At 62.5% G+C, this 23,084-nt stretch carries 18 protein-coding genes and 1 pseudogene; 13 read left to right on the top strand and 6 right to left on the bottom strand.

Features of this window, described 5'->3' with window-relative positions; translation table 11 throughout:
- Positions 1-18: 18 nt before the first annotated feature.
- The 3 genes from yidD to rpmH form a co-directional block, all read right to left on the bottom strand.
- Positions 19-249, bottom strand: a complete 231-nt coding sequence (gene yidD, locus F6X42_RS00895) for a membrane protein insertion efficiency factor YidD (protein ID WP_187632646.1) — start codon at positions 247-249, stop codon at positions 19-21.
- 112 nt (positions 250-361) lie between these two features.
- Positions 362-841: a ribonuclease P protein component gene (gene rnpA, locus F6X42_RS00890; protein ID WP_376776297.1), complete on the bottom strand. Its 480-nt coding sequence runs from the start codon at positions 839-841 to the stop codon at positions 362-364.
- Between the two features lie 19 nt (positions 842-860).
- Positions 861-995 carry a 50S ribosomal protein L34 gene (rpmH, locus tag F6X42_RS00885; RefSeq protein ID WP_004198824.1) on the bottom strand — a complete coding sequence of 45 codons (135 nt, stop codon included), beginning with the start codon at positions 993-995 and terminating at the stop codon, positions 861-863.
- 383 nt (positions 996-1,378) lie between these two features.
- On the opposite strand from rpmH, the gene dnaA reads away from it, so the two are divergent.
- The 4 genes and pseudogenes from dnaA to F6X42_RS45230 all read left to right on the top strand — a co-directional run bounded on the left by dnaA (position 1,379) and on the right by F6X42_RS45230 (position 8,705).
- The gene (dnaA, locus tag F6X42_RS00880) at positions 1,379-2,977 is read left to right on the top strand and encodes a chromosomal replication initiator protein DnaA (protein ID WP_222945435.1); all 1,599 of its coding nucleotides are present in this window, start codon (positions 1,379-1,381) and stop codon (positions 2,975-2,977) included.
- 493 nt (positions 2,978-3,470) lie between these two features.
- Positions 3,471-4,574: a DNA polymerase III subunit beta gene (dnaN, locus tag F6X42_RS00875; protein WP_187632392.1), complete on the top strand. Its 1,104-nt coding sequence runs from the start codon at positions 3,471-3,473 to the stop codon at positions 4,572-4,574.
- Between the two features lie 114 nt (positions 4,575-4,688).
- Positions 4,689-7,160 (top strand): DNA topoisomerase (ATP-hydrolyzing) subunit B, encoded by a 2,472-nt coding sequence (gene gyrB / locus F6X42_RS00870; RefSeq protein WP_187632391.1) that lies wholly within the window; start codon positions 4,689-4,691, stop codon positions 7,158-7,160.
- Between the two features lie 167 nt (positions 7,161-7,327).
- Positions 7,328-8,705, top strand: a pseudogene (locus F6X42_RS45230) (methyl-accepting chemotaxis protein).
- A 359-nt stretch (positions 8,706-9,064) separates the two neighbouring features.
- On the opposite strand, the gene F6X42_RS00860 reads toward F6X42_RS45230, so the two are convergent.
- On the bottom strand, positions 9,065-9,946 hold the full coding sequence (locus F6X42_RS00860; RefSeq protein WP_187632390.1) for an AraC family transcriptional regulator: 882 nt from the start codon (positions 9,944-9,946) through the stop codon (positions 9,065-9,067).
- A 341-nt stretch (positions 9,947-10,287) separates the two neighbouring features.
- Between F6X42_RS00860 and F6X42_RS00855 the strand changes: the two genes are divergently transcribed.
- Positions 10,288-11,682, top strand: coding sequence for an ethanolamine ammonia-lyase subunit EutB (locus F6X42_RS00855; RefSeq protein ID WP_187632389.1), 1,395 nt, complete (start codon positions 10,288-10,290; stop codon positions 11,680-11,682).
- Positions 11,679-12,470 (top strand): ethanolamine ammonia-lyase subunit EutC, encoded by a 792-nt coding sequence (gene eutC / locus F6X42_RS00850; protein ID WP_187632388.1) that lies wholly within the window; start codon positions 11,679-11,681, stop codon positions 12,468-12,470. Before F6X42_RS00855 ends, eutC begins: the two co-directional genes overlap by 4 nt.
- A gap of 31 nt (positions 12,471-12,501) precedes the next feature.
- On the opposite strand, the gene F6X42_RS00845 is transcribed toward eutC, so the two are convergent.
- A complete protein-coding gene (locus tag F6X42_RS00845) occupies positions 12,502-14,841 on the bottom strand; it encodes a heavy metal translocating P-type ATPase (RefSeq protein WP_187632387.1) in 2,340 nt (779 codons plus the stop codon).
- Between the two features lie 81 nt (positions 14,842-14,922).
- Here F6X42_RS00845 and cadR point away from each other — a divergent pair, with 81 nt between their 5' ends.
- From cadR to F6X42_RS00815, 6 genes are all read left to right on the top strand, one after another.
- Positions 14,923-15,354, top strand: a complete 432-nt coding sequence (gene cadR / locus F6X42_RS00840; RefSeq protein ID WP_187632386.1) for a Cd(II)/Pb(II)-responsive transcriptional regulator — start codon at positions 14,923-14,925, stop codon at positions 15,352-15,354.
- 118 nt (positions 15,355-15,472) lie between these two features.
- Positions 15,473-15,673 (top strand): hypothetical protein, encoded by a 201-nt coding sequence (locus F6X42_RS00835; protein ID WP_187632385.1) that lies wholly within the window; start codon positions 15,473-15,475, stop codon positions 15,671-15,673.
- A gap of 23 nt (positions 15,674-15,696) precedes the next feature.
- On the top strand, positions 15,697-17,100 hold the full coding sequence (gene dbpA / locus F6X42_RS00830; RefSeq protein WP_187632384.1) for an ATP-dependent RNA helicase DbpA: 1,404 nt from the start codon (positions 15,697-15,699) through the stop codon (positions 17,098-17,100).
- A gap of 344 nt (positions 17,101-17,444) precedes the next feature.
- Positions 17,445-18,599, top strand: coding sequence for a pyridoxal phosphate-dependent aminotransferase (locus F6X42_RS00825; protein WP_187632383.1), 1,155 nt, complete (start codon positions 17,445-17,447; stop codon positions 18,597-18,599).
- A gap of 64 nt (positions 18,600-18,663) precedes the next feature.
- Entirely contained in the window at positions 18,664-19,458 is a 795-nt protein-coding gene (locus tag F6X42_RS00820; protein WP_187632382.1) for an ABC transporter substrate-binding protein, read from the top strand.
- A 135-nt stretch (positions 19,459-19,593) separates the two neighbouring features.
- Positions 19,594-20,460: an AraC family transcriptional regulator gene (locus F6X42_RS00815; protein ID WP_187632381.1), complete on the top strand. Its 867-nt coding sequence runs from the start codon at positions 19,594-19,596 to the stop codon at positions 20,458-20,460.
- 46 nt (positions 20,461-20,506) lie between these two features.
- Here F6X42_RS00815 and F6X42_RS00810 read toward each other — a convergent pair whose 3' ends face one another.
- Entirely contained in the window at positions 20,507-21,094 is a 588-nt protein-coding gene (locus F6X42_RS00810; RefSeq protein WP_187632380.1) for a LysE family translocator, read from the bottom strand.
- 407 nt (positions 21,095-21,501) lie between these two features.
- Between F6X42_RS00810 and F6X42_RS00805 the strand changes: the two genes are divergently transcribed.
- Positions 21,502-23,019, top strand: coding sequence for a sensor domain-containing diguanylate cyclase (locus tag F6X42_RS00805; protein WP_187632379.1), 1,518 nt, complete (start codon positions 21,502-21,504; stop codon positions 23,017-23,019).
- The last annotated feature ends 65 nt before the right edge of the window (positions 23,020-23,084 follow it).

The following is a 23,084-nucleotide window of genomic DNA, read 5'->3' as shown; positions in this document are numbered from 1 at the left end:
TGTCGATGGAGCGGCGCGTCAGCGCTTTTCAGAAGTGGGTGGCGGGACGAGATCGATACCGCCCGCGGAAAACGGATGGCAGCGGCAAACACGCCTCACGGCGAGATAAGTCCCGCGCGCGGCGCCATGATACTGGATTGCCTCGCGCGCGTAATCAGAGCAGGAAGGGTAAAAACGGCACCGGTTGCCGAGCATGGGGCTGACGGCAAGCTTGTAAAAGCGCAATAAAGCGATGAGTACCGTTTGCATGGCAGGTGCGGCCGGATGGCGCCGCGCAACGTTGAGTACCGGGCGACGCCCGCGCCCTGAAGCTGCCGGCGCCACGTCAGTGGCGGCGACGGAGGTGCGGGCGGTCACTGCGTCATTCCGTCCTGGGCGCCTCCGCGGGCGGCGCCTGACGACGAGTAATTTCGCGCGCTGCCTTGTCGAGCAACGCTTCGATTTCGCTGCGGCACAACGCCTTCAATGGCGACGACGACGCGCTCGGCAAAGTCTTTTTGTCGAAACGCGTATGTAGACGCAGCAGCACATCCCAACCGCCGAATTCTGCACGACGCAGCCGGAAAGCTTCGCGTGCGATGCGGCGCACCAGATTCCGCGTGGCCGCGCGCGACGCATACTTCTTACCGATCACGAGACCAAGACGCGCCTCGTTGCCGGTGGGCCTGCCGTACATGACGAAATGCGCGGTACGGCGCCATGGCCGCAAACGAAAAACGGATGAAAACTCATCCGTTTTTAGCAGCCTTGCGGCTTTGGGGAAGGCGGCTTGCGCTCGCAACGGAACCGAGCCCGGTTGCTGCGCCCCGGCTGCTCCCGCTTCGCTGCGGGCTTCAGTCACAGCGCGCAATCCGCTTGCCTTAGATCGCGAGGCGCTTGCGGCCCTTCGCGCGACGTGCGTTGATGACCTTGCGGCCGCCAGCGGTCTTCATGCGAACGCGGAAGCCGTGGGTGCGCTTGCGACGGGTAACGGAAGGTTGATAGGTACGTTTCATGTTGCTCTCACTCGATCGAAAAAAACCGCGCGATCATCGCTGAAAGCGCAATGGCCGGTGGTTTGCTGAAATTGGTTTTCGCGGAACCCGCTATTTAAACCGGTTTTCCGTTGGCCGTCAATAGTTTAGCCATCTTCCCGCGTAATTGGTGCTTGCCGAAGCAGCTGATCCGTCCCTGTGGATAACTCACTTGCGGGTCCGTTTTGGCGTTAGAATCTCGCCTTACTTCCCAAAAATGTTGCACGTCGCTCCGGCACGTTTGTCCCGCAGACCCTTGTGGCACAAGCGCCTGGGGCCGTTACGCCTGGCTGCTCAGGGCCTTGTTGCGCGTGCGCGATAGGGGCAGCGGCGACCGCCGTGCACACCATAACGATAGCAACTTGATGAACGAATTCTGGCAACACTGTTCCGCATTGCTGGAGCGTGAGCTCACGCCCCAGCAGTACGTGACGTGGATCAAACCCTTGGCCCCGGTCGCCTTCGACGCCGATGCGAACACGTTGAGCATTGCCGCGCCGAACCGATTCAAGCTCGACTGGGTCAAGAGCCAGTTCTCTGGCCGCATCGCGGATATGGCCCGCGATTTCTGGCACACGCCAGTGGACGTGCAATTCGTACTGGATCCGAAGGTTGGCATGCGCGGCCCGGCGGCGGGCGCGCCGACTCCGTCGTTCGCACGCCCGGCTTCGGCGGCGCCGCAGGGCGGCCATGCCGGTGGCGTCGCAGCTGTGGATGCGGCTGTCGGCGCCGTGCAGGCCGCGCATGCCGCACGCCCGAATCCCGCAGCTGCAGCAGCGGCGCTCGCCGCGCAAAACGCGAACTCGCGCAGCACCGCCGAAGACGCAGCCGACCTCGATCTGCCGAGCCTCGACGCGAACGAAGCCGCCGCCGGGCGCCGCACTTGGCGTCCGGGCCAAGGCGCGGGTGCCGCGGCGAGTAGCGAGAGCGACTCGATGTATGAGCGTTCGAAGCTGAACCCCGTGCTGACCTTCGACAACTTCGTCACCGGTAAGGCGAATCAGCTTGCGCGCGCTGCGGCGATCCAGGTGGCCGACAACCCCGGCATCTCGTATAACCCGCTGTTCCTGTACGGCGGCGTGGGCCTCGGCAAGACGCACCTGATCCACGCGATCGGCAATCAGTTGCTGATGGACAAACCCGGTGCGCGGATTCGCTACATCCACGCTGAACAGTATGTGTCCGACGTCGTGAAGGCATACCAGCGCAAGGCATTCGACGACTTCAAGCGCTACTACCACTCGCTCGACCTGCTGCTGATCGACGATATTCAGTTCTTTTCGGGCAAGTCGCGCACGCAAGAGGAATTCTTCTACGCGTTCGAGGCGCTGGTCGCGAACAAGGCGCAGGTCATCATCACGAGCGACACGTATCCGAAGGAAATCTCGGGTATCGACGATCGCCTGATCTCGCGCTTCGATTCTGGCCTGACCGTGGCCATCGAACCGCCCGAACTCGAAATGCGCGTCGCGATTCTGATGCGCAAGGCGCAATCGGAGTTCGTGAGTCTGAACGAAGACGTCGCGTTCTTCGTCGCGAAGCACCTGCGCTCGAACGTGCGCGAGCTCGAAGGCGCGCTGCGCAAGATCCTTGCGTACTCGAGGTTCCACGGCCGCGAAATCACGATCGAACTGACCAAGGAAGCGCTGAAAGACTTGCTGACGGTGCAGAACCGGCAGATCTCGGTGGAAAATATCCAGAAAACGGTCGCCGACTTTTACAGCATCAAGGTCGCGGACATGTATTCGAAGAAGCGTCCGGCGAACATCGCGCGACCGCGGCAGATCGCGATGTACCTGGCTAAGGAGCTGACGCAGAAGAGTCTGCCGGAAATCGGCGAGCTGTTCGGCGGGCGCGACCACACGACGGTGCTGCACGCGGTGCGCAAGATCGCCGATGAGCGCAGCAAGGACGCGCAGCTGAATCACGAACTGCACGTCCTGGAGCAGACGCTGAAAGGCTAAACGCGCTGGCCGCACGCGACGGTGAAACCGACGCGGGCGGCAGGAAATGCTGGAACTGGCTGCGCAGAGAAGCGGGCAGGGGATGAACAAGCCGGCGAGGCTGCCGGGTCCGGACGGGGAATGACAAGGAACGCGACGGCAAACGGGGCACAAGTGATGCAGAGGCGCGGCAAGCGCGCGACGAATTTGCGGCGCAACCGACCCGTAGCGACTGAAAAACCCGCCCGCGAACAGGCGGCGCAGCGCAGCAGCGCGACAAACCGGCGGCAACCCGGATCACGCTCCGCAAATCGACCTGTTTATTCCCGAACTCGCCCCCATTTTAGTGAGGCGGTCCCGTTTTCAGGCACAATACAGGTTTAACCGCCCGGCGGCCGCGGGCGGATTTCACGCCGTGACGGGCGCTGTTCATGGCGCCGGCGGGGAGTCGCGACTGCACGCTGAAAAGCTTGTCCCGTAAGGCGTGCAGGCCGTTTATCAACGAAGGAAATCTATGCAACTGGTCAAGACCGAACGCGATAACCTCCTCAGGCCGCTGCAAACCGTGAGCGGCATCGTCGAACGCCGCCATACGTTGCCGATCCTCGCCAATTTGCTGATCACCAAGAACGGTCCGGACGTATCGTTCCTGTCGACCGACCTCGAGTTGCAGATCACCACCCGCGCCGATTTCGGCGTGGGCGGCGATTCGGTCGCGACCACGGTGGCAGCGCGCAAGCTCCTCGACATTCTGCGCGCGATGCCCGACGGCCAGGTCACGCTGACGCTGAATGACAAGCGCCTGACCGTGCAATCCGGCAAGAGCCGCTTTGCGCTGCAAACGCTCGCCGCAGACGAATTCCCGACCGTCGCTCAGGCTAAAGACTACGGCGCGAGCCTCGTGGTTCCGCAAAAGACGTTCCGCCAGCTGCTCGGCATGGTCCATTTCTCGATGGCCCAGCAGGACATCCGCTACTACCTGAACGGCATGCTGCTGGTGGTAGACGGCGATCAGCTGATGGCGGTCGCGACGGACGGCCACCGTCTCGCGTTCTCGTCGATGAAGATCGAGGGCTCGTTCGCGCGTCAGGAAGTGATCATTCCGCGCAAGACGATTCTCGAATTGCAGCGCCTGCTCGAAGACATCGACGACACGCTCAAGATCGACATTGCGCAGACGCAGGTCAAATTCACGTTCGGCCAGGTCGAACTGGTGTCGAAGCTCGTGGAAGGCAAGTTCCCCGACTTCCAGCGCGTGATTCCGAAGTCGCACAAGAACAAATTCCAGATTGGCCGCGAAGAACTGCAGCGCTCGCTGCAACGCGCGGCGATTCTGACGTCGGACAAGTTCAAGGGTGTGCGCTGCATGGTCGAGCCGGGCCAGTTGAAGATCATGTCGACCAACGCCGATCAGGAAGAGGCGCAGGAAGAACTGGAAATCGCATATGACGGCGACAGCGTCGATATTGGGTTCAACGTCACGTATCTGCTCGACGTGCTCGCGAACCTGAAGGTCGACATGCTGCAGGTGAGCCTGGGTGATGCCAGCTCCAGCGCGTTGATCACGATTCCCGAGAACGACGAATTCAAATACGTGGTGATGCCGATGCGCATCTGACGCGTCCAGCATAAAGAAGAACACCAAGGGGCGCAGCGCCCCTTTGGCGTTTTTATGGCGTTTTGAAAAGTCCAGAGCAGCAACCTTGCAGTAACGCAGAACCGGAAAAAATCCATGACTGAAACGAACAATACACAGCCCGATAACAGCTACGGCGCCTCGTCCATCCAGATCCTCGAAGGTCTGGAAGCCGTGCGCAAGCGGCCTGGGATGTACATCGGGGATACATCGGATGGCACCGGTTTGCACCACCTCGTGTTCGAAGTGCTCGACAACTCGATTGACGAAGCGCTCGCCGGGCATTGCAACGACATCCAGGTGATCATTCACGCGGACAACTCGATCTCGATCACCGACAACGGCCGTGGCGTGCCGACCGGCCTGAAGATGGACGACAAGCATGATCCGAAGCGCAGCGCCGCCGAAATCGTGATGACCGAGCTGCACGCAGGCGGCAAGTTCGACCAGAACAGCTACAAGGTGTCGGGCGGCCTGCACGGGGTGGGCGTGTCGTGCGTGAACGCACTGTCGGGATGGCTGCGCCTCACCGTGCGCCGCGACGGCAAAAAGCACTTCATGGAATTCCACCGTGGGGTGCCGCAGAACCGCGTGCTCGAAAAAATCGACGGCGTGACCGTCTCGCCGATGCCAGTGATCGGCGACACCGAAAACCGCGGCACCGAAGTGCATTTCATGGCCGATGAAAAGATTTTCGGCAACGTCGAATATCACTACGACATTCTCGCGAAGCGGATTCGCGAACTGTCGTTCCTCAATAACGGCGTGCGTATTCGTTTGACGGATCAGCGTTCGGGTAAGGAAGAGGATTTTGCATTCGTCGGCGGCGTAAGGGGTTTTGTCGAGTACATCAACAAGAACAAGTCCGTGCTGCACCCGAACATCTTCCACATCATGGGCGAGAAGGAAGGTGTGGGCGTCGAAGTGGCGATGCAGTGGAACGACAGCTACAACGAAAACGTGCTGTGCTTCACGAACAACATTCCGCAGCGCGACGGCGGCACGCACCTCACGGGTCTGCGCGCGGCGATGACGCGCGTGCTGAACAAGTACATCGCCGATCACGAAGTCGCGAAGAAGGCGAAGGTTGAAACGTCTGGCGACGACATGCGTGAAGGGCTGTCGTGCGTGCTGTCGGTGAAGGTGCCGGAGCCGAAGTTCAGCTCGCAGACGAAGGACAAGCTGGTGTCGTCGGAAGTGCGCGCGCCGGTGGAAGAAGTGGTTGCGAAGGCGCTCGAGGAGTTCCTGCTCGAAACGCCGGGCGACGCGAAGATCATCTGCGGCAAGATCGTCGACGCGGCGCGTGCGCGCGATGCGGCGCGCAAGGCGCGTGAGATGACCCGGCGCAAGGGCGTGCTCGATGGCGTCGGCCTGCCAGGGAAGCTTGCGGATTGCCAGGAGAAGGATCCGGCGAAGTCGGAGATTTATATCGTCGAGGGTGACTCGGCGGGCGGGTCGGCGAAGCAGGGGCGTGATCGGAAGTTTCAAGCCATCCTGCCGCTGCGCGGCAAGGTGCTGAACGTCGAGAAGGCGCGCTACGACAAGCTGCTTTCTTCTGAGCAGATCGTTACGCTGATTACCGCGCTTGGCTGCGGGATCGGCAAGGAAGACTACAACCTCGACAAGCTGCGCTATCACCGCATCATCATCATGACCGATGCTGACGTCGATGGCGCGCATATCCGGACACTGTTGCTGACGTTCTTCTATCGGCAGATGCCGGAGATGATCGAGCGCGGGTATATCTATATCGCGCAGCCGCCGCTTTACAAGATCAAGGCGGGGAAGGACGAGCGGTATCTGAAGGATGAGTCGGAAGTGAACGCTCATATTCTTCGGCTCGCGTTGCAGGGGTCCGAGTTGTTGGCTTCTGAAGGTGCGACTCCGATTACCGGGGATGCGTTGGGTGAGTTGGCGCGGGCTTATCTGCTGGCGCAGGCGGTGGTTGATCGTTTGAGCCGCTTGTATGACGCTGGCGCGCTCGAGGCGGTGATGGATAGTGTCGTTATCGACCTCTCCAGCGAGCAGGCGGCCGAGTCTTCGGCTCGCGCGCTTGAGGCGAAGCTGCGGGATGACGCGCTGAAGCCGGAAGTGCGCGTTACGACGATGTATGACCCGGTGCGGGAGCTGCGCTCGCTGCGCGTCGCGCGGACGCATCATGGGAATCAGAAGATCTCTGTGATCGATGAAGAGTTTCAGCTGACCGCGGATTATCAGCAGCTTGTGAATACTGCTAATACGTTTAAGGGGTTGATCGGCTCTGGCGCTGTTATCAAGCGTGGGGAGCGGAGTATGGCGGTTAGCGACTTCAAGAATGCGATGAAGTGGTTGCTGGCGGATGCGGAGCGGAATGTTTCCAAGCAGCGCTATAAGGGGCTCGGGGAGATGAATCCGGGGCAGCTTTGGGAGACGACTATGGATCCTGCGGTGCGGCGTCTTCTGAGGGTGCAGATCGAGGATGCTATTGCTGCCGACGGTATCTTTACTACGCTCATGGGGGATGATGTGGAGCCGCGGAGAGCTTTCATTGAGTCCAATGCGTTGAGGGCGGGGAATATTGATGTTTGAGGGTGGGTGTAGAAGATAAACGCTTAACCTGAAAGACGGACCCATAAGTCGAGAAACTTATGGGTCTTTTTTCATTTTGCTGTATGAGGCGCAACGGAGATGCGTGGTCCGACACGGACCTATCCGTCATTTCGTGGACGAGGCATATCATGAGGTAAAAGATCATGATTGCCTCACTTCGAACCCGCATCCTGCTGATTTCATCAGCAACCGTGATCGGTGCGCTCGCGCTCTCGGGAGCCGCCGCCTACATCACCGTGCGCGCCAACACGATGGAGACCATTGCGCAGAACCTGAGCGCCATCGCCGGCGCCAATGCGTTGGCCATCGACAAGTGGGTGGCAGCCAAAGCGCTGGCCGTCAAGGTGACCGCCGAAGAGGTCGAGCATGGCGATCCGCAAGGCTTCGTCAAGCATATGAGCAGCGCGGACGGTTTCCCGATCACCACAGTCGGCTGGACCGACAAGACCTATTTCTCCACCAGCAACACCACGCCGAAGGACTACGATCCGACCGCGCGGCCCTGGTACAAGGCGGCTGTCGCAGCCGGCACGTTGATTGTCACAAAGCCGTATGGCGACGCGTCGACGGGCGTGCCCTACGTGTCGTTTTCCGCGCCGATGATCCGCAACGGCGAGGCGACCGGTGCGTTAAGCGGCGCGGTACCGGTCGACGGAGTGCGCGAAGTGGTTGCAGCCGTGCACCCGACGCCATCGAGCCTGGCCTTCGTCGTGACGCGCGACGGCCAGGTGATCGCGCATCTCCGTTCTGCTGGAAGTGCGTGCCGGCGTGGAAAACATGAAGACCGCGACCAGCGAAATCGAAACGGGCAACCGCGATCTGTCGCAACGCACGGAAACGTCCGCCAGCAATCTGCAGCACACTTCGGCAGCGCTCACGCAATTGACCGCCAGCGTCAAGCAGTCGGCCGAGGCCGCAATGGAGGCCACGCGGCTGGCGACCACCGCGAGCCAGGCGGCGGCGCGCGGCGGCGAAGTCGTGACGAGCGCAGTCAGCACGATGGATGACATCGCCAGGTCGTCCGCGCGCATTACCGAAATCATCAGCGTGATCGACAGCATTGCGTTTCAGACCAATATCCTTGCGCTGAACGCCGCCGTCGAAGCGGCGCGTGCCGGCGAAAACGGCCGCGGATTCGCCGTGGTGGCGGGCGAAGTGCGCACGCTGGCGCAGCGCTGTGCGACTGCGGCGCGCGAGATCAAGGACCTGATTCAAGCATCGGAAGCCAGCGTCGGCAAGGGCGCGCAGCGTGTATAGGCCGCCGGTGCAGCGATGCACGAAATCGTCGAAGGAATTGATCGCGTGAATCGCGTCATCGGCGAAATCGACGGTGCAATGAACGAGCAGAGCGCCGGCATCAGCCAGATCGACCGCAGCGTTGCCGAGATGGATCAGGCGACACAGCAAAACGCTGCTCTCGTCGAGCAATCGACGGCAGCCTCCGCGATGCTGAACGAACAGGCCCACGGCCTGTCCGGCATCGTGGGGCTTTTCAAGCTGCGCCACGCTGACCCTCGCGTGTAACGGGTAGCGGTTGAGGGGCTACGTAGACGTTGGTGTGCACGATTGGAAAGCGCCATGCCCCCAAACTTGTCCACAGCCCCCTTTGGACAACTTTTGTAAAAGCAACCGAACACGTTGTGGGCGAAACCTTGATAAAACCGCGGCGTTAACCTGCCGAGGAAAACTTCTCCCGAGCTCCGTTAACCTGTCCGCCGGCGTTCCAAAGGGTTATCGATTCCACAGCGCGTTGATCCGTAAACGAACTTCCCGGTTATCCACAGCCAGACGCGCCACTTGTTAACTATTACTACGTATACGTATACAAAGACATATAAAAACCAGACAAGCACGGCAGCGAACAACAACTCAGCCACGTCACCTCATGCCAAGGGCAAACAAATCTCCGTAACCAGCTCCGCAGGCGCAGTCTCCTTGGGACTATTCAAATACTCCTCAAACACGGGCGCATCTGCCGCCTCTCTCCCGGACTGCACGAGCCAAGTCCCATACAACCACGCATAAGCCGCGCGCATATCGCTATACGGCCCAACATGCCGCAGCACCGCGTACTCTCCACCGCGTATTCTCTTCACAGAAACCGCCCCGTTCATCCCAACAGCCGCTCCAACCTCATCCATCACCGGCCCAGGCAACAACACCCCCGCCTTCGACCGCAAAGCCTGCTCTTCAACCACTCCCGGATCGTCGAAGTAGACCCCAATCATCCGCATCTGTCCCGCAAGCAGACGATGTTTCGCAAGCCACCCGAACAAAGCATCAAAAGCCTTGCCGATCTGCATATAAGGCCCGACATGATCGACCGACACAATCTCCATCGGCTCAACATTGCGAATCACGACCTCACGCATCATCGTCATCTGATCGTCTCCTGAAAGCGCCGGCCGGAACCGGCTATGCGTGCCTTGCCTGCGATACTGCGCCGGCGGCACACCGAACACCGCGCGAAACGTCCGCGAAAAAGACTGCAAACTGCTATAGCCCGAACGTTCGGCGATCTGAGCAATCGGCATCGAACTGTTCGCGAGAAAGCCGGCCGCGCGATGCAAACGTAAACGCCGCACCGTTGTCGCGACCGTCTCGCCATACATCGCCTGATAAATCCGGTGCCAGTGATACGGCGACAGACACGCAATCTCCGCAAGCCGCCCGATATCGAGTGGTTCGTCGAGGTGATCGTAGACGTGGTCGAGCACGCGTGCGAGTCGCGTTGCGTATCGAGTCTGACGGTCTGATTCGTTCATGTCTGGACGGAAGAATTTTGTCGCGAGAGCATGCGAACAAAGTATCACGTCGGCGCTTGCCGGCCGTTTACCCAATCCTGCGGAATTAAAGCGGGCCGCGCAAAGCGGATTAAGCGTCCGCTAACCTCGCCACATGCTCGATAGCGGAAGCGGCAAACGCAGCACCAACAAACGCAGCACCAACAAACGCAGCACCATCAAACAGGCCCAATCCACACGGCGTGACGCCGCGGCCATTTGGCGCTATCGTGTGATGCGCACCACCCGCAGCAAGCAGCATCCAGCAGTCACCGCCGTTCCCATTCCCGTCCGCGTCCGCGCGAAGCGATGGAGCCGCAAACATGAGCTACACCGAGTCGATCGGCAGTCGCACGTACCGCTTCGCCGACCTGAAGACCCTGCTCGCAAAAGCGAGCCCGCAACGCTCCGGCGACCAGCTCGCAGGTATCGCGGCAGCGAGCGAAGAAGAGCGGGTCGCCGCCAAAATGGCGCTGGCACAGGTGCCGCTGCGCACGTTCCTGGACGAACCGCTGATCCCCTACGAGATCGACGAAGTGACACGCCTGATCATCGACGATCACTCGGCACAAGCTTTCGCCGAAATCGCGCATCTGACAGTAGGCGACTTCCGAAACTGGCTGCTCGGCACCTCAACCGACACCGACGCACTCACCCGCATCACCCAGGGCCTCACACCAGAAATGGTCGCCGCGGTCTCGAAGCTGATGCGCAACCAGGACCTGATCACCGCCGCGCGCAAACGCCCGGTCGTCACACGCTTTCGCAACACCGTCGGTTTACCGGGCCACCTATCCGTCCGCCTGCAACCGAACCACCCAACCGACGACGTCAAAGGCATCGCCGCCTCGATGCTCGACGGCCTGATGTACGGCTGCGGCGACGCGCTGATCGGCATCAATCCGGCGAGCGACAACCTCGCCGCGATCACGAAGCTGCTGCTGATGATCGACGAATTCCGTCAGCGCTACCAGGTGCCGACGCAATCGTGCGTGCTTACGCACGTCACGAGCACGATCGCCGCAATCGAAAAAGGCGCGCCGGTCGATCTGGTGTTCCAGTCGATCGCGGGCACCGAGAAAGCAAACGCGAGCTTCGGCATTTCGCTCGCGCTGCTGCAGGAAGCGTACGAGGCGGGGTTGTCGCTGCAACGCGGCACGGTCGGCAGCAATCTGATGTACTTCGAAACGGGGCAGGGCAGCGCGTTGTCGGCCGATGCGCATTTCGGCGTCGACCAGCAGACCTGCGAGGCGCGCGCCTATGCGGTCGCGCGCAAGTTCAAGCCGTTTCTGGTCAACACGGTAGTCGGTTTCATCGGCCCCGAGTATCTGTACGACGGCAAGCAGATCACGCGCGCGGGTCTCGAGGATCACTTCTGCGGCAAGCTGCTCGGCGTGCCGATGGGTTGCGACATCTGCTACACGAACCACGCCGAAGCGGATCAGGACGACATGGACAACCTGCTGACGCTGCTCGGCGTCGCGGGCATCAATTTCATCATGGGCGTGCCGGGCGCCGACGACGTGATGCTCAACTATCAGAGTACGTCGTTTCATGACGCGCTGTATGTGCGCGACGTGCTCGGCTTACGGCGCGCGCCTGAATTCGAGGCATGGTTGGAGTCGATGCAGATCATCGACGCACGCGGCGCATTGATCGGCGCATCGACGCGGCAACCGCTGCTCGAAGGCGCTCGTGACTGGATGGGCATCGCATGAGCGGGAACGACGCACTCGACGAGGATCCGTGGAACGCGCTGCGCCAGTTTACGCAGGCACGCATCGCGTTGGGCCGCGCGGGTAACAGCTTGCCGACCGCACCGCTGCTCGCGTTCAACCTCGCGCATGCGCAGGCGCGCGACGCCGTGCACCATCCGCTCGACGTGGACGCGCTGCACGCACAACTGCGCACGCTAGGTTTCAACACACTCGACGTGCATAGCGCCGCGCCGGATCGCGAGCATTATTTGAGGCGTCCTGACCTTGGGCGGCGTCTGTCGGATGAAAGTCGCGCGGCGCTCGCGCAACTGCCGACACAATCAAGCGATGTGCTGTTCGTCATCGGCGATGGTCTATCGGCATTCGCCGCGTCGAAGCAGGCTGTACCACTGCTGCAAGCCGTACGTGCGAAGCTCACGGATTGGACCATCGGTCCCGTGGTGGTCGCGCGTCAGGCTCGCGTCGCGCTCGGAGATGAGATCGGCGAATTGCTCGACGCGAAGATCGTCGTGATGCTGATCGGCGAGCGGCCCGGTTTGAGTTCACCGGATAGTCTCGGCGTTTACATCACGTATGCGCCGAAAGCGGGTTGCAGCGACGCGCAGCGCAACTGCATTTCGAACGTGCGACCCGAAGGACTCGACTATCCGCAGGCCGCGCACAAGCTGCATTATCTGCTCGCGCAGGCAAGGAAGCTCGGCGTTACTGGCGTCGGCTTGAAAGACGACAGCGATGAACTGCTGGCGAGCGCGCCGACCCAGGTTGCCGTGAGCGACGGTTCAGCGTAGGACGCAACGAGCGTCAACCTCACACGCCCACTCACTTCCGCAATGACCTCAACCCGTTACCCACCACCAGCAAACTCGCACCGACGTCGGCGAACACCGCCATCCACATCGTGCCGAGACCCATCAACGTCAGCACGAGAAACACGCTCTTGATGCCGAGTGCGAGCGCGATGTTCTGCACCAGCACCGCATGCGTCGCCTTCGACAGCCGGATAAACGTCGGAATCTTGCGCAGATCGTCGTCCATCAGCGCGACGTCGGCGGTTTCGATCGCGGTGTCCGTACCCATCGCACCCATCGCGAAGCCGATGTCAGCGCGCGCGAGCGCGGGCGCATCGTTGATGCCGTCGCCGACCATGCCGACCGGCGCGCCATCGGCCGACCATTGCGCGACCGCGTCGAGCTTGTCCTTGGGCAACTGGTCGCCGCGCGCTTCATCGACGCCGACCTGCCGCGCAATCGCGTCGGCGGTGTGGCGGTTGTCGCCGGTCAGCATCGCGGTGCCGACACCGAGCCGCCGCAATTCGGCGACCGCGGCGCGGCTCGTCTCCTTCACCGTATCGGCGACCGCGAACAACGCCAGTACGCGCTGCGCGTCGGCGAGCATGACGACGGTTTTGCCCTGCTGTTCGAGCGCATCGAGACGCGCTTCGAGTTGCGGCGAGCAGCGGCCCAGCTCTTCGATCAGGCGATGATTGCCGAGCCAGTACGCGATGCCATCGATATCGCCGCGCACGCCGCGTCCGGCGATCGCTTCGAACCCAACGACGTGCAGATGTTCGACGCCGTCGTCATTGGCGGCAGCGGCAATCGCCACCGAAACAGGATGATCGGAGCGGCCCGCGAGGCTCGCCGCGAGTGAGCGATAGCGGAGGGCGTCGGCCTCGTCACCGACGATCTTGAACTCCGTCTGCACCGGTTTGCCGTGCGTGATCGTCCCGGTCTTATCCAGCGCCAACCAGCGTAGTTTTCGTCCCTGTTCAAGGTACACGCCCCCCTTGATCAGAATCCCCTTGCGCGCCGCGGCCGCGAGCCCGCTGACGATCGTTACCGGCGTCGAGATCACGAGCGCGCACGGACACGCGATCACGAGCAGCACCAGCGCCTTGTAGACCCACTCGTGCCACGCTTCACCGAACACCAGCGGCGGCACCAGAGCGACGGCAAGCGCGATCGCGAACACGATCGGCGTATAAGCGCGCGCAAATTCATCGACGAAGCGCTGCGTCGGCGCCTTCGTGCCCTGCGCCTCCTCGACCGCATGGATGATGCGCGCGAGCGTCGTGTTGCCGGCCGCGGCCGTCACGCGATAGTCGAACGAGCCCGCCTGGTTGATCGTGCCGGCGAACACGGCATCGCCGGTGGTTTTGTCGACCGGCAGGCTCTCGCCAGTGATCGGCGCCTGATCGACGCTCGAGCGGCCCGCGACGATCGCGCCGTCGAGCGCGATCCGCTCGCCCGGCTTCACGCGCACCAGCGCGCCGGGCGCGATCGTGTCGACGCGGACCAGTTGCCAGGCGCCGTCGGGCTGCCGCACGCTCGCCTCGTCGGGCGTTAGGCGCAGCAGTCCTTCGATCGCGTTTCGCGCGCGCTCGAGCGAACGCGCTTCGATCAGCTCGGCGATCGTGAACAGCACCATCACCATCGCGGCTTCGGGCCACTGGCCGAGCAGCGCCGCGCCGGTGACGGCAATGCTCATCAGCGCATTGATGTTCAGGTTGCCGTTGCGCAGCGCGAGCCAGCCTTTGCGATACGTCGTGATGCCGCAGGAGGCGATCGCGACGATCGCGAGACTCGCTACCACCCAGGTGGGCGCGACGAGCCAGCTAGCGACCTCTGAGGTCGCCGCGACGACGCCCGCGAAGATCAGGGGCCACCACGGCTTGCCCGCGGCGCTGATGGCCGCTTGGGATGCCGCGTTGGCATTGGCATTGCCGGCGGCGCTCGCCAGTTCGGGCGTGAAGTCGAGCGAGCGCAGCGCAGCGAGGACCGTGTCGAGCGCGCCCGGCGCGTGCACGACGGTCAGCACGCGCTGCATCAGATTGAAGTCCATGCTGCGCACGGCTGGCGTACGGCCGAGCTTCTTGCGGATCAGCGCTTCCTCGGTTGGGCAGTCCATCTGCAGGATGCGGATTGCGGTGCGCAGGTCGTCGCCGACGGCTTCAGAAGGCGGCAGGCGCAGTGACGTCGGCGCGAACGCGGCGCAGGTGCAGCAAGCACCGGCAGCGTGATCATGCACGTGGCCGTGAGCGTGGTCATGGTCATGGTGTTGGTCATCGTCGCGCCGCGCGTCAACCTCCCCGCAAGCCCCGTGCGCACCGTTTTCATTCACTTGTGGACGGTCGGCGGCAATGCGGTCGGTTTCAGGCATAAGTGGCTTCCTCGTGCGATTTGTGGTCTAGTAAACACCTTGAAGCCACTACAAGGTCAAGGCCGTGTGGAGGAAGGGGCCATGAAAATCGGCGAACTGGCGAAAATCGCCCATTGCACGACGGAAACCATCCGTTTCTACGAAAAAGAGCGCCTGCTGCCCGAGGCGGAGCGCACCGAAGCCAATTACCGCAGTTACACGGCAAAGCACGTCGAGCGTCTACGCTTCATCCGCAATTGCCGCGCGCTCGACATGACCCACGACGAAATCCGCGCCTTGCTGCGTCTGACCGACGCGCCGGCGAACGGCTGTGGCGGCATGCATACGCTGGTCGACGAGCACATCGCGCACGTCGACACGCGTATTGAAGAGCTGCAGCAACTGAAGGTGCAACTGACGATGCTGCGCGACCAATGTAACGGCGAGCATCCGGTCGAAGACTGCGGCATCGTGCACGGCCTGACGGACATGGATGTGGCCGTTCCACGCCCGCGGCATACGCATCTCGGCTGAGGCTCGTGCCGGCCGTCACGAGCCATGGCCGCACCTCGCCGAAGCAGTCATCCCATACACGGCAAGGCCGCGCATGCGACCTTGCCGATCGATCATCGAATCCAGTTGGAGAATCAACGTGTTCACCTGTAGAAACCAGTCCTGCGGCGCGCGGTGGGAGCAGTCCGACGTCGTCATCAAGAACGAAGGCCAAGGGCTGCTGTTCCGCTGCCCGCTGTGCGGCGCGCGAAATTACGTCGAGCGTTTCGACAGCGACGACGGCGAGGTGTTGTACGAGCAACTGCCGGGCCGCCCCGACCAGGGCCCGATGGCCGAGTAACCGCGATTCCCATAGACGACCTCATGAATAGTCCCACCCCCTCCGGCGCCGCCTTCAGCGAGCTGCCGTTACCGCCCGCCACGCTCGCGAACCTGACGCAACTCGGCTACGTCGAGATGACGCCGATCCAGGCCGCGAGCCTGCCGATCGCGCTCGCCGGCCACGATCTGATCGCCCAGGCGAAAACCGGCAGCGGCAAGACCGCGGCATTTTCGCTGGCGTTGCTCGCGCGCCTCGACACGCGCAAATTCGACACGCAGGCAATGGTGCTGTGCCCGACGCGCGAACTCGCCGATCAGGTCACGCAGGAAATTCGCCGTCTTGCGCGCGCGGAAGAAAACATCAAGGTGCTGACCTTGTGCGGCGGCACGCCGATGCGTCCGCAGACGGCGAGCCTCGAACACGGCGCGCACGTCGTGGTCGGCACGCCGGGCCGCATCATGGATCACCTCGAACGCGGCAGCCTCGATCTGCAATCGCTGAACACGCTTGTGCTCGACGAAGCCGACCGCATGCTCGACATGGGTTTCTTCGACGACATCGCGAAGGTCGCGAGGCAATGCCCGAAAGAGCGCCAAACGCTGCTGTTTTCAGCGACGTACCCCGAGGGCATCGCGAAGCTGAGCCAGCAATTCCTGCGAAATCCGAAGGAAGTCAAACTCGCCGAGCGGCACGACGACAGCAAGATCCGTCAGCGCTTCTACGAAGTGACCGAAGACCAGCGGCTGCATGCGGTCGGTCTGCTGCTGAATCACTATCGTCCGGTCAGCACGATCGCGTTCTGCAACACGAAGCAGCAGTGCCGCGATCTGCTCGACGTGCTGCGCGCGCAGGGCTTCCACGCGCTCGCGCTGCACGGCGAACTCGATCAGCGCGAGCGCGATCAGGTGCTGATCCAGTTCGCGAACCGCAGCTGCTCGGTGCTCGTCGCGACCGACGTCGCCGCGCGCGGCCTCGACATCGCGCAACTCGAAGCGGTCATCAACGTCGACGTGACGCCGGACCCGGAAGTGCACACGCACCGCATCGGCCGCACGGGCCGCGCCGATCAGGAAGGCTGGGCGCTGAGTCTCGCGAGCATGGACGAGATGGGGCGCGTCGGCGGGATCGAGCAGGCGCACAAGCGCGACGTCGAATGGCACAAGCTGGCCGAGCTGAACGCGGGCAGCAACGAACCGCTGCTGCCACCGATGGAAACGCTGCAGATCCTCGGCGGCCGCAAGGACAAGATCCGTCCCGGCGACGTGCTCGGCGCGCTGACCGGCGACGCTGGTTTCGCGGGCTCGCAGATCGGCAAGATCAACGTGACCGACATGTCGACCTATGTCGCGGTCGAGCGCAGCATCGCGCGCGAAGCGGTGCGCCGGCTCAGCGCGGGCAAGCTGAAGGGGCGCAAGGTCAAGGTCCGCTTGATGGACGAAGCCTGATTCACCCGAAGCACCGACTTTCCCTGAAAGTCCGATAACTAGAAAAAACGGCCGCATTCGCGGCCGTTTCCGCAAGCGGGCCGCTCAGCATCACATTCCTTCATACCTACGCGGTTTCCCGCATTCCCCGATCTCCGCGCCGCGTCCCCGCAAACCGTGATCCCGTCGGCTTTGCCCGGCGTCCAGCGGCTGCGCGCGAGCCATGACGAAAACGCATGCCGCGCATGACAAAGTTTCGATTGTGAGCGTTGTTCGGCTGATGCCTAATCACCTCACCGGAAGGAACGCGCACCGCCGCCGCCGTTGGCTCGGCCGCCGGCGGCTGAAGAAAGGGAGAAAGTCTTATGCAGAGCGCCACGCAAGCCCGCTCGAAACTGCCGGACGTCGGCACCACCATTTTTACCGTGATCGGCCAGTTGGCCGCGCAACACGATGCATTGAATCTGTCGCAGGGGGCGCCGAATTTCGCGCCGGACGCGAAGCTCGTCGACGGCGTCGCGCAAGCGATGCGCGCCGGCCACAACCAGTACGCGCCGATGGCCGGCATCGGTGCGCTGCGCGAAGCGCTCGCGGCGAAGGTCGAAACGCTGTATGGCGTGCGCTACGATCCGGCCAGCGAAGTCACCGTGCTCGCGAGCGCGAGCGAAGGGCTCTATTCGACGATCAGCGCGCTCGTGCATCCGGGCGACGAAGTGATCTATTTCGAGCCTTCGTTCGACAGCTACGGTCCGATCGTACGCCTGCAGGGCGCGAAGCCGGTCGCGATCAAGCTGTCGCTCGACCACTTTCGCGTGAACTGGGACGAAGTCGCCGCCGCGATCACGCCGAAGACGCGCATGATCATCGTCAACACGCCGCACAATCCGACCGCCACGATTTTTAGCGACGCCGATATCGACCGGCTGAAGGCACTGACGCGCAACACCGACATCGTGATTTTGTCCGACGAGGTCTACGAACACGTCGTATTCGACGGCGCGAAGCATCAGAGCATGGCGCGCCATCGCGAGCTCGCCGAGCGCAGCGTGATCGTGTCGTCGTTCGGCAAGTCGTATCACGTGACCGGCTGGCGCGTCGGCTACTGTCTCGCGCCCGCCGCGCTGATGGAGGAGATCCGCAAGGTCCATCAGTTCATGGTGTTCTCCGCCGACACGCCGATGCAACACGCGTTCGTCGACGCGCTCGCCAATCGTGACAGCTATCTCGGCCTGTCCGACTTTTATCAGAAGAAGCGCGATCTGCTCGCGCATGCGCTGCGCGAATCGCGCTTCGAGCTGTTGCCGAGCGAAGGCAGTTTCTTTATGCTCGCGCGGTTTCGCGGTTTCTCCGATGAAAGCGACAGCGATTTCGTGCTGCGCCTGATCCGCGATGCGCGCGTCGCGACGATTCCGTTGTCGGCGTTCTATACCGACGGCACGGATTGCGGCCTCATTCGCCTCAGTTTTTCGAAGGACGACGCGACGTTGCTCGAAGGCGCGCGGCGTTTGTGCGAGATCTGAGCGAGCGACGGCAAACTCGACGTATCGAAGTCATCAAGGTATTCGAAGACAGAAGGGAGATGTTATGAAGTTGCTCAAGTGCTTGTTGGCGCTGGCCTGCGCAGGCGCGTCGCTCGCAATGTGGTCGGCCGCAAGCGCCGCCGATACCGCGACGCTGCGCTTCGGCCTCGAAGCGCAGTACCCGCCGTTCGAATCGAAAGGGCCGGGCGGCGAGCTGCAAGGGCTCGATATCGACGTCGGCAACGCGGTCTGCGCGGCCGCGCATATGACGTGCAAGTGGGTCGAAACCTCGTTCGACGGCCTGATCCCAGCGCTGCAAGGCCGCAAGTTCGACGCGATCAACTCGGCGATGAACGCGACGGAGCAGCGCCGCCAGGCGATCGATTTCACGACGGTGGTCTATCGCGTGCCGACGCAGCTGATCGCGCGACGCGATAGCGGTCTGCTGCCGACGCCCGCGTCCCTGAAGGGCAAGCGCATCGGTGTGCTGCAAGGCTCGATTCAGGAGACCTTCGCGAAGGCGCATTGGGAGCCGGCCGGCGTGATCGTGCTGCCGTACCAGGATCAGAACCAGGTCTATACAGATCTGACCGCTGGGCGTCTCGATGGCACGCTGGTGCTCGCGCCCGCCGGACAAACGGGCTTTCTGTCGAAGCCCGAAGGCAAGGGCTACGCGTTCGTCGGTCAGCCGGTGCGCGACGACAAGATTCTCGGCAGCGGCATCGCATACGGTATTCGCAAGGGCGACACCGCGCTGCGCGATCAGTTGAACGCCGCGATCGCAAAGGTGCAAGCCGATGGCACCGTGAAGACGCTTGCTGCGAAATACCTCGGCAATATCGACGTCAGCGCGAAGTAGTCGCGTCGCGCTGGGCAGGCGGCGCCGTTGGCGAGCGGCGCCGCGCGTTCGCTTGTTGGCCATGCGTTTGACGGCTACGATACGTAGGCTTCGCGAAGACGATGGCGAAGTCGACGGATCAACCGGAGAGCGTGCATGGGCGAGACGACCGAAGCGGCAAGCGCTGCGAACACCGCACGCGCAACCGGCGCAGCCGCGCCGCGCTTCTGGCGCAGCAACGCGCTACCGTTCATCGAGGCGCGCTCCATCGACGATGGCCGCAAGGTTTGCTACGCCAGGCATTCACACGAAACGTTCTCGATCGGCGCGGTGACGGGCGGCCGCAGCGTGTACCTGAACCATCACGCGCGGGAATGGATTGGCGCGGGCGCCGTCGTGGTGATGAACCCCGACGATGTGCACGCGTGTAACCCCGTTGCCGGAGAGCGCTGGTCGTATCGGATGCTGCACGTCGACGTCGCGTGGTTCACGAAACTGCAGCACGAGCTTGGCTTCAACGAGAACCATGCGTTCCGCGCTTTTTCGCAGATCATGACGCTCGACGCCGCGTTGTTCGACGGCCTGAACCGGCTGTGCGCGATTCTCGCCAGCACCGACAACGACAAGGACACGCTGCGCAAGGAAAGCGCGGCCATCACCTTCTTCTCCCACGTGCAGCAAACGCTCAATCCGGCGAGCTTGCCCGAGCGTGCCGCGAGCGGCCAGCTCGCGCGTGCCGCGGCGTACATCACCGACAACTGCACACGCGCGCTGAAACTCGGCGACGTGTGCGAGGCGGCCGGGCTGTCAGCGTCGCATCTGATACGCGCGTTCAAGCTGCGCTACGGCATGACGCCGCACGCGTATCTGATCAACCGACGGATCCAGTACAGTCGCGCGCAACTGCGGCGCGGGGCGCTGATCGCCGATGTCGCGCTCGACGCCGGCTTCGCCGATCAGGCGCATTTGCAGCGCACCTTCAAGCGGCTGGTGGCGGCGACGCCGGGGCAATATCGCAGTTGAGCGCCGCGCGGCGTGAGGCCACTTCAGGAAGGAGGCGCGATCCGCGTCACTCCACGAGCAGATACAACGCACTGAGCGCGAGCAGCGCCGCCATCACGCGATTGAACACCTTGACCCGCTTCGCTTCACGCAGATGCCTGCGCAAAAACGTGCCGGCGTACGCCCAGCTCGCGATCGACAGATAGCAGATCACGAAGTACAGCGCCGTGAATTGCCAGACGAGCTTGCCGTCGCCGCCGGCCGCATATGCGCTCATGCCGGCCAGCGACGCGAGCCACGCCTTAGGATTGAGCCATTGCATCGCCGCGCCGTGCGCGAACGACGGCCCGCGCGCCGGCTTTTCCGCGCCGAGCTGGCCGTTATCGACGGTGAGCTTGTAGGCCATGTAGAGCAGAAAGCCCACGCCCGCCCATTTGACGATCTCGATCAGATTGGGAAAGCGCGCGAGCAATTCGTGCAGACCGAGGCCGATCAACAGAAGCAGCAACGTGAAACCGACCGTCGCGCCAGTGACGTGCCGCAGACTCGCGGCGAGCCCGTGCTGCGCGCCGGCGCTCAGCGCGACGACGTTGACCGGCCCGGGAGAAATGGAACTGGCGAGCGCGAACGCGGCCATCGAAAGTAATGCGGTCATCGGATACCTCGAAACGTGAGTGTGCGAATGGATTGCGACGCTCAACGGTAACGAGACGGCGAGAGCATGTATTGAAGGAAATTGCCCACCCGAAAGGCGGGGAAAAACCGCATGCCACTTCAGCGGAACAAAAAATAACGTGATGATGGAATAACAAACGCGCGTTTTAATTTTGAAAAGCGATAGGCGCAAACGTTATCGAGAAAAAGCAGATTTTTCAGATTATCTGTAAATTCTACTTCATAAACCTGAGATATGTCCCTATGAAGCGCAAGATCATTCCGTCCGATAAATGGTCCGAGGCCTCTAAAAAGCGAATGCATTCGGCGCGCGATGAATGCCTGACGTCAGTATTAATAGACCGGTCCGTTTCTTTTGGAAACGAGCAATCGAATGGATTAAACGAAATGATCCACAAAAGAAGGGGCCGGTTTCGCGTGCTGATCGCGCGGGCGCGCAGATGGCGGATGCCGCGCGATGGCGTTATCTACGCGGGATGCGGCGTGGTGCTGGCAATGCTCGCGCTGTGTGGCTATGCGCTGTATCAGAGCCGCGAGGATGCGATCGCACGCGCGCTCGATTCAACGCGCGATGTCGCGACGATCACCGAGCGAGACATCGCGCGCAATTTCGAACTGTACGCGCTGTCGCTGCAAGCCGTCGCCGATGGCCTCGGGCGTCCGGGCGTGCTCGATTCGCCGCGTTTGCGGCGCGAGATCCTGTTCGATCGCGCGGCCACCGGGCAATACGTCGGCGCGATGGTGGTGATCGACGCGCTGGGCAACGTCGTGATGGATTCGGAAAGCGACGTGCCGCGCGGAGGCAACCTCTCCGATCGTCCGTACTTCAGGATTCATCGCGACGACCCGGGCTTCGGGCTCGACGTCAGCGCCCCATACGGTTCGAGACTCAGACCCGGTTCGCGCAGCATCGCGCTGAGCCGGCGACTGTCGCGGCCGGACGGATCGTTTGCCGGGATCGTCGCGCTTGGTATCGATCAAGCGTACTTTGCGAGCTTGTTTGCGGATCTGAGGATCGGGCAGCATGGCTCGATGTCGATCCTTAGAACGGACGGCACGATCATCGTGCGACGGCCCGACGATCGACACGTGAGCGGTAGCGACATCAGCAGGACGGCGTTCTTCCAGCACGTGCTCGCGAAAGACGAGGGCAGCTTTATCACGTCTTCGCCATTCGATGGCGCCGAGCGGCTCTACTCGTTCAGACGGATTCCGCAATTGCCGCTGATCGTGCTGGTCGCCGAGTCGACCGCCGATATCTATGCGGGCTGGTGGGAGCGCGCGCTGACGATCGGTTCGCTGATGCTGATCTTCGGAATCGGCGTGATCGTGTTGTCGGCATGGCTGAGCGCCGAGTTGCGGCGACGGCAGCGGGTGGAGCACGAACTCGAACGGCTTGCCGGCACGGACGGACTCACCGGCCTGCCCAATCGCCGCGCGCTGTGCGAAACGCTCGACCGCGAATGGCTGCGCGCGCGCCGCACGGGCAGCGTGTTGTCGCTGCTGTTCGTCGATATCGATCACTTCAAGGCCTACAACGACACGTACGGGCACCAGGCCGGCGACGTTGCGTTGACCGCGGTCGCGCGCTGCATCCGCCGGGTGATCCAGCGGCCGGGCGATTGCGTCGGCCGATACGGCGGCGAGGAGTTCATCGTGGTGCTGCCGGATACCGATGTGGCCGGTGCCGGGGTGGTCGGCGAGAACATCCGCGTGGCGCTGGGCGAGTTGGGCATCGCGCACGTGGGCTGCGAGTTTGGTCGCGTGACGGTCAGCATCGGCGCGACCACGTCGCGGCCGGATCTGGTGACGGATGTCAGCGTTGTGATTCGTGCTGCGGACGAGGCGTTGTATACGGCAAAGGCCGGGGGTAGGAATAGGGTCGCGCAGATGGGAGTGGGTTGAGCGTTCGCTCGCGATTTTCTGCGCTGGAAATGAAAAAAGGTTGCGACGCATTCGCGCGCAACCCT

Source organism: Paraburkholderia podalyriae (assembly GCF_014397785.1).
GTDB lineage: Bacteria > Pseudomonadota > Gammaproteobacteria > Burkholderiales > Burkholderiaceae > Paraburkholderia > Paraburkholderia podalyriae.
The sequence above is the reverse complement of the archived record's forward strand: the minus strand, read 5'-3'. Positions and strand labels throughout refer to the sequence as shown.